Below are 6654 nucleotides of genomic sequence, written 5' to 3' on the forward strand. Positions count from 1 at the left end.
CGCCTGAACCGGAACCCGAGCCGGAGCCCGCCCCCGCGCCTCCCGACGAAGCCTCCGCGTCCTCGGAGGACCCGTCCGCGTCCTCCGAAGAGCCGCCACCCGACGAGTCCCAGGGCGAGTCCATGCCCGAGCCTGACGGCGGTGGCGCGATGGAGGGGCTCGCGGACAAGAAGAAGTTCGTCCCGCTCATCGTCATGGGCGTGGTGGGACTGACGTTCCTCGCGCTGATGATCGCCGTGCTCGCGGGCGCCTGAAACGACAGCGGCCCCACGAGGGGGCCGCTGCACTCCTGAACTTCCAGACTTCCGACTCCGGCCTTAGCGGCCGGAGGAGATGCGCGCGACCGGCTGGATGTTCAGCTCGGGCGACAGCTCCTGGTAGCTGAGGATGGAGAACGAGGGGTTGAACTCGTACTCCAGCAGCTTGCGCACGTAGCGGCGGATATCCATCGCCGTGAGGATGACGGGGCGCTGGGCGCTGGGCGGCAGGTGGCCGCACTCGGAGCGCACCGCGCCGACAATTTCCTGGGCGATGTCCGGCTCCAGCGCCAGGTGGGCGCCCGCGGAGGTCCGCTTGATGGAGCTGCGGATGGCCTCCTCGATGTTCGGATCCAGCAGGTACACCACCAGCGTGCCGGTGCCGCGCGCGTACTTGTGGGAGATGTACCGGCGCAGCGAGGCGCGCACATGCTCGGTGAGCATGACGTTGTCCGCCTCCACCTGGCCGTACTCCGACAGGGCCTGGAGGATGCCGCGCAGGTCGCGGATGGAGATCTCCTCCTCCACCAGGCGCCCGAGGATGTCCGTCAGCTTCAGCACGTTGACGATCTTCGGGACCACTTCCTTCACGATGGCCGGGAACGCCTTCTCCAACTGCTCCAGCATCGTCTGCGTCTCCTGCACGCCCACGAACTCGCGGGCGTTCTTCCGGAGCACGGCGGCGGTGTGCAGGATGATGTAGCCGGGCACGTCCCAGGTGGTGAGGCTGGCGGCCTCCAGCGTCTCCCGGTACTGCTCGGGCACCCACGCGGCCGGCTGGCGCGTCGCGGGGTTGATGGCCTCGAAGCCCGGGATGTTCATCAGCTTGAGGCGCTCCACCGTGTCGTTCACCAGGATGTGGCCCAGGGTGGCCTGGCCGGTGACGACGGGGACCTCGTTGATTTGAATCTGGTAGGCCCCGGGCGGCAGGCCGCCATTGCCGCGCGCGCGCACGCCGGGGAAGCGCACGCCCAGCTCCACGAAGAGGCCGTCGCGCATGAACGGGATGAGTTCGAAGAGGAACTTGCCGCCGTCCTGCCGCGAGTCCACGAAGGGCACCAGCGCGTCGGACACCTCCAGCACGATGGGGGTGACGACGGGGATGAACAGCTCCGAGTCCGGGTTGAGCTGCTCCTTGGGCGCAGGCTCTGAAGACACCGGCGTGCCGAAGCTGGACTCCGTCGCGGGGCCCGCGTCCTCCGCGGCCTGATCCGCGTCCTTCTTCTTCATCATCGAGTACGCGCCGAAGCCCGCGCCCGCGCCGAGGATGAAGAAGGGAATCTTGGGGAGGCCGGGGATGAGGCCCAGGCCCACGAGCATGGCCCCCGCGATGGCGATGGCCTTCGGGTAGGCGGTGAGCTGGGTGCCCACGTCCTTGCCCAGGTGCGCCCCCTCTTCCTCACCGCCCACGCGCGTCACCAGGATGCCGGCGCAGGTGGAGATGAGGATGGCGGGTATCATGCCGACGAGGCCGTCACCGATGGTGAGCAGCGTGTACTTCTGCGCCGCGTCGCCCGCGGCCATCCCCTTCTGGGTCACGCCGATGATGAGGCCGCCCACGATGTTGATGACCGTGATGATGATGGACGCGATGGCGTCGCCCTTCACGAACTTCATGGCGCCGTCCATGGCGCCGAAGAGCTGGCTTTCGCGCTCCAGGTCGCGGCGCTTCTTCTTGCCCTGATCCTGATCAATGGAGCCGGCGCGCATGTCCGCGTCGATGGACATCTGCTTGCCGGGCATCGCGTCCAGGGTGAAGCGCGCGGCCACTTCGGCGACGCGCTCCGAGCCCTTGGAGATGACGATGAAGTTCACCACCACCAGGATGAGGAAGAGGATGGCGCCGACGACGAAGTTGCCCTGCACCACGAAGTTACCGAACGCCACGACGACTTCGCCGGGGTCGCCCGTGAGCAGGATGAGTCGTGTGGTGGAAATGGTGAGCGACAGGCGGAACATCGTCGTGATGAGCAGCACCGTCGGGAATACCGACAGCTGCAGCGCGCCTGGCACGTAGAGGGAGATGAGAAGAAGTATGACCGAGATGCTGATGTTCAGCGTCAGCAGGATGTCCAGCAGGAACGTCGGCAGCGGGACGATCATCATCCCGACGATGGCCACGACGACCACCGCCAGGACGATATCGGAGTACTTGTTCAGGAAGCTGTTCGGATCGCCGGTTGCCATCGTCGGGGCGCCATCCTAGTCCGTGCCCGCCCCGGTTCCCAAGGGGGGGGTGTGCCCTCCCCTGGCGAGGGAGGGACCTGCGGGGATGCTACGAGCGGTCCTCGGGGGCTTCGGCCTCGGCGCCCTCGTCGGAGCTCTCCAGGGCCGCGGCGGCCAGCATGCGCGCACGACGGCTCAGGGGGTCCTTGTCCTCGGGATCCAGCGACACGGCATGCTGGAAGTCATGGGCGGCGTCCGTCACCCGGCCCTGGCGCAGGAAGGCCTCGCCCCGGTTGACGAAGGGGGTGATGTCGGACGGATCCAGCTCGATGGCGCGGTTGAAGCACGCCACGGCCGCGTCCAGATCCTCCAGCGCCAGGTGGCAGGCCCCCAGGGCCGTCTGGAAGTACGCCTCTGACGGATCCAACGAGGCCAGGTGCTGGAAGAGGCCCAGCGACTCGTGGAACTGCCCGTCCTGGAACAGGTTGAAGCCTTCGGTGGCCCGCTCGAGCATCTCCGGGCCGGACAGCGGCCGGGTGTTGTCGTTCGACACCGGAGCCTTGGATTCGGTCGTCATCAGCGCGGGTCCCTCACAGGGAGGACAGGAGGACGTTGCCCGCAACCGACCACCGAGGGACTGGGGTGGCTTCGGGCGCGGACAGCTTAGTCTGTTATCGGCACAACCTCCAAAGAGGGTGCGTCCCAGCAAGCGTCGTGGGTTTCCGAGGGCCTCTTTCCCGGCGCCGAAAAAGATCGGAAAATGCCGAGGAAACTTCCGGACCCCGATCCCCCATAATCCTTTTGTAAGCAGCTTCGCAGCGCACCCACCCGCTACCAAAAACCTGGAGACATCCCATGTCCAACGCTACCGTCGCCGGCGCCGCCATCTCGAAGGCCTTCAACACCAGCCAGAAGCTGAACTCCACCGAGGAGGCTTCGCTCAAGGGTCTGACCGGCGATGACCGTACGCGCGCCGAGGCCCAGCTGATGCTCCAGAAGCAGCAGGAGGCCGTTGCCTTCGCCTCGAACATCATGAAGAAGCTGAACGAGATCGCGATGTCGATCATCGGCAACATGAAGTAATCCTGCCGCTTCCTGGCAGAAAGAGCCGGTCCTCCTTCACGGGAGGCCGGCTCTTCGCTTTTGCGGGCCTGTCCTCACCAGCGCGAAGGCCCCGGCACAAGGCCAGGGCCACGCGGTCTGCTTCTCCGCCTACTTCTTCGAGGAGGACGGCTGCCCGCCCGAGCCCTGGACGCGATCCGCCTGCTGCTTGAGCGCGAGCAACGTGCCGCGCGCGCGCTGCGTGGAGCGGCGCTGCAGGGACGGGTCGTTCTGGATGGCGCGGCTGAAGTCCGCGAGCGCGGCGGGGACGTTGCCGCGGCGCAGGAAGATCTCCCCGCGGCCCACGAGCGCATCCCCGTTGTCGGCGTTGAAGCGGAGCGACTGCTGGAAGGCGTCGAAGGCCTCGTCGAAGCGCTCGAGCGTCATGTACGCGGCGCCAACCTGGCAGTGCAGCACGCTGTCATACGGCGACGCGGCCACGAGCCCCTTGAAGATGTCCAGGGCCTGGGCCGTCTTGCCCGCCTGCATGATCTGGTGTGCCGTCGCCGCCCAGCGATAGAGCGTCGCCTGCGGCATCTTCAGGAACTCCCCCAGCGTCACTTCTCCGCGAATCAACCGCGCATCTTCTTCCTGCTGGCGGGACTCGGCGGACTGGGCTTGGGGCGGGGGCTTGGGACTCAACGTGAACCTCCTGACGAGCGGGGCACCACACCGCCCCGCTCGCGGGAGGGTGTGACGACTAGAAGAAGATGTTGCGCGGACGCACGGTATCACTCATGCGCGGGATCTGCTTCAGGGTCTTCAGCATCGTGGTCACCGAGTCGAAGGCCTCCGACAGACCCTTGCGGTGCTTGCTCTTGTCGTACGTGCCGCCGAGGTCATCCGCGCGGGTGAACGGGTTGAAGCCGTTCGTGCGCGTCTGCGACAGCGAGTCGAAGGTGTTCGACACCGCGTTGAGCCGGCTCTGCAGCGCGGCCAGCGGCTCCTTGTTGCTCTGGGACAGGGCCGGGTTCGCCGAACCACCGTAGGTGTGGGTGACGTTGACGTCGCCGCCCTTCTTCAGCGTCTCGCCGCCGTTCTCCGAGCCGACGATCTCCGCGCTCTCGAAGGTCCAGTCGTCCGTCGAGGCGCCCATCGTCACGACGTCCACGGTCTTGTTCTGGCCCGCGAAGCGCACCGCCTCATCGACCGCGTCGCGCTTCACCTCGCTGATGGTGCCCTTGCCCTTGTCCAGGTCCTTCACCGTCACGTGGTCGTCGCCCATGATGATGTCGAGCGAGCCCGTCACCGTCATGCCGTTGCCGTACGGCACGGTGTTGACGTTGATGCGGGTGCCGTCGCCCAGGACGAACGTGGTGTCGTTCTTGAAGTCCCACTTGCCGCCGTCGCCCTCGTCGACGTGCGGATCGCCCCACACGCGGGTCTCCTTGCCGTCCGGGCCCGTCACCTTCCACTCGAACTGGCCGAGCGGTTCGATGGTGTAGCCACCCGGGGTCTTGATCTTGTTGTCCTTGACCTCCAGGGAGTAGCGCGCGTTGGCGTTGTCCAGCGGGTTCGGCATCTCCGTGGGGAAGGCGCCCGAGCTGGCGGAGGCGCTCTTCGTCGTCACCGACTTGCCCATCTGATCGGCCTTGGCGTTCGCCTTGTCCGACTTGGCGGTCGCGCCGGCGATGGCCTTGTCCACCAGGCCCAGCGTCGACTCGATGAGCTTCGTGTTCTTCGCGATGGTCGCGTCGTTCACGCCAGGACCAGGATTCTTCACGCTGACGGTCTGGGTGTTCAGGCCGCTGATGTTCGTCGCCATGGGCATCCCCCGGGTAAGGGAACTGGAAGTCAGGAAACCGCTAAAAATGGATGAACTGGATGGATTGTCGCTCGCGGGCGGCTGGAAGTTTCGCTTGAAGGAGTGCGAATTTTCCAGTCAGGGCCCATGCGGTCCCCCCGGAAGGCCCTACCTCCTATGCGGGCGAACCGGCCCGGACCGCGCGAGTCCGGGAAATGGGGAGAAAATCCGGATCGGAAAATACCGAGGAAACTTCCGGACCCCGATCCCCCATAATCCTTTTGTAAGCAGCTTCGCAGCGCACCCACCCGCTACCAAAAACCTGGAGACATCCCATGTCCAACGCTACCGTCGCCGGCGCCGCCATCTCGAAGGCCTTCAACACCAGCCAGAAGCTGAACTCCACCGAGGAGGCTTCGCTCAAGGGTCTGACCGGCGATGACCGTACGCGCGCCGAGGCCCAGCTGATGCTCCAGAAGCAGCAGGAGGCCGTTGCCTTCGCCTCGAACATCATGAAGAAGCTGAACGAGATCGCGATGTCGATCATCGGCAACATGAAGTAATCCTGCCGCTTCCTGGCAGAAAGAGCCGGTCCTCCTTCACGGGAGGCCGGCTCTTCGCTTTTGCGGGCCTGTGCTCAAACGCGAAGGCCCGGGAGCAGGAGTGCTGCCCCCGGGAGTACAGCGCGCCTGGCGGTGACTCAGGGCGTCGGAAGCTGGGCGTTCAGCAGGATCTGATGCCGGGTGGTGACGAGGACCTCGAAGTCCGCGGTCACGGAGTCGGCGTAGTCCCCGGTGTCCTTGAGGCGGACCTGCATGGGCCGGGGCGACTTGCCGGTTTGGGCGTAGCGGGCCGTCACCGTGTACCGGCCGACGGGCACGTCCTCCACCACGTCACCATCCCCCGTGTGCACCAGCTTCTTCGTGATGGGGGCGCCGTCGCTGCCGTCCACCAGCTTGCCGCTCGGGGTGAGCGTCAGCTCGATGTCGTCCGAGTTGATGGGCTGCTCCGGATCCGCGGGGTCCAGCAGCTGATCCACGTACACCGCGACGAACCCTCCGTAGAAGCCGGAGTCGGGGCGACTGCCCGACAGCTTCCAGGTGAAGTTGCGCACCGCCCCGTCGGTCCCGGCGAAGACGCTGTCGTCGTTCGGATCCAGGTCGAAGGTGTAGGAGCGGGAGTTGTACTGGACCTTGTGGGTCGCGCTGGCGTGCCAGGTCCCCGCCGGCTTGCTGACGTCGATGCGGTAGGTGCCATCCGAGCCCGTCGTCGCCAGGGCGTTGGTGTTGTAGATGAGCGTGTTGTCCGCGACGACCGTCACCCCGGACATCGGCTGGCCCCGGGCATCCACCACCTTGCCCGACATGGAGCCTGCCTGCTGGGTGC

Annotated in this window: 7 protein-coding genes and 1 pseudogene; 3 read left to right on the plus strand and 5 right to left on the minus strand. The window is 66.3% G+C overall.

Annotated features, from left to right (window positions below):
* Positions 1–254 (plus strand): annotated as a pseudogene (locus D7V97_RS44990) (FHA domain-containing protein); the annotation flags it as partial.
* 63 nt (positions 255–317) lie between these two features.
* On the opposite strand, the gene sctV reads toward D7V97_RS44990, so the two are convergent.
* Positions 318–2444, minus strand: a complete 2127-nt coding sequence (gene sctV / locus D7V97_RS37930; protein WP_120615478.1) for a type III secretion system export apparatus subunit SctV — start codon at positions 2442–2444, stop codon at positions 318–320.
* 88 nt (positions 2445–2532) lie between these two features.
* Complete coding sequence (locus tag D7V97_RS37935; RefSeq protein ID WP_120615479.1) at positions 2533–3000, minus strand: tetratricopeptide repeat protein; 468 nt, start codon at positions 2998–3000, stop codon at positions 2533–2535.
* Between the two features lie 278 nt (positions 3001–3278).
* Between D7V97_RS37935 and D7V97_RS37940 the strand changes: the two genes are divergently transcribed.
* Positions 3279–3506: a hypothetical protein gene (locus D7V97_RS37940; RefSeq protein ID WP_120615480.1), complete on the plus strand. Its 228-nt coding sequence runs from the start codon at positions 3279–3281 to the stop codon at positions 3504–3506.
* A 129-nt stretch (positions 3507–3635) separates the two neighbouring features.
* Here D7V97_RS37940 and D7V97_RS37945 read toward each other — a convergent pair whose 3' ends face one another.
* Positions 3636–4166 (minus strand): tetratricopeptide repeat protein, encoded by a 531-nt coding sequence (locus D7V97_RS37945; RefSeq protein WP_233583488.1) that lies wholly within the window; start codon positions 4164–4166, stop codon positions 3636–3638.
* A gap of 58 nt (positions 4167–4224) precedes the next feature.
* Positions 4225–5289 carry a DUF1521 domain-containing protein gene (locus D7V97_RS37950; RefSeq protein WP_120615481.1) on the minus strand — a complete coding sequence of 355 codons (1065 nt, stop codon included), beginning with the start codon at positions 5287–5289 and terminating at the stop codon, positions 4225–4227.
* A gap of 314 nt (positions 5290–5603) precedes the next feature.
* Here D7V97_RS37950 and D7V97_RS37955 point away from each other — a divergent pair, with 314 nt between their 5' ends.
* A complete protein-coding gene (locus D7V97_RS37955) occupies positions 5604–5831 on the plus strand; it encodes a hypothetical protein (RefSeq protein ID WP_120615480.1) in 228 nt (75 codons plus the stop codon).
* 137 nt (positions 5832–5968) lie between these two features.
* Here the strand turns inward: D7V97_RS37955 and D7V97_RS37960 are convergent.
* A partial coding sequence (locus tag D7V97_RS37960) for a carboxypeptidase-like regulatory domain-containing protein (RefSeq protein WP_147445145.1) occupies positions 5969–6654 on the minus strand: 686 nt, incomplete at its 5' end.

It is taken from the genome of Corallococcus sp. CA053C (assembly GCF_003611675.1).
GTDB lineage: Bacteria > Myxococcota > Myxococcia > Myxococcales > Myxococcaceae > Corallococcus.

What these genes read in the sequence shown, in the direction of transcription:
- sctV (WP_120615478.1), bottom strand. Translation starts at nt 2,444, where the DNA reads ATGGCAACCGGCGATCCGAACAGCTTCCTGAACAAGTACTCCGATATC.
- D7V97_RS37935 (WP_120615479.1), bottom strand. Translation starts at nt 3,000, where the DNA reads ATGACGACCGAATCCAAGGCTCCGGTGTCGAACGACAACACCCGGCCG.
- D7V97_RS37940 (WP_120615480.1), top strand. Translation starts at nt 3,279, where the DNA reads ATGTCCAACGCTACCGTCGCCGGCGCCGCCATCTCGAAGGCCTTCAAC.
- D7V97_RS37950 (WP_120615481.1), bottom strand. Translation starts at nt 5,289, where the DNA reads ATGGCGACGAACATCAGCGGCCTGAACACCCAGACCGTCAGCGTGAAG.
- D7V97_RS37955 (WP_120615480.1), top strand. Translation starts at nt 5,604, where the DNA reads ATGTCCAACGCTACCGTCGCCGGCGCCGCCATCTCGAAGGCCTTCAAC.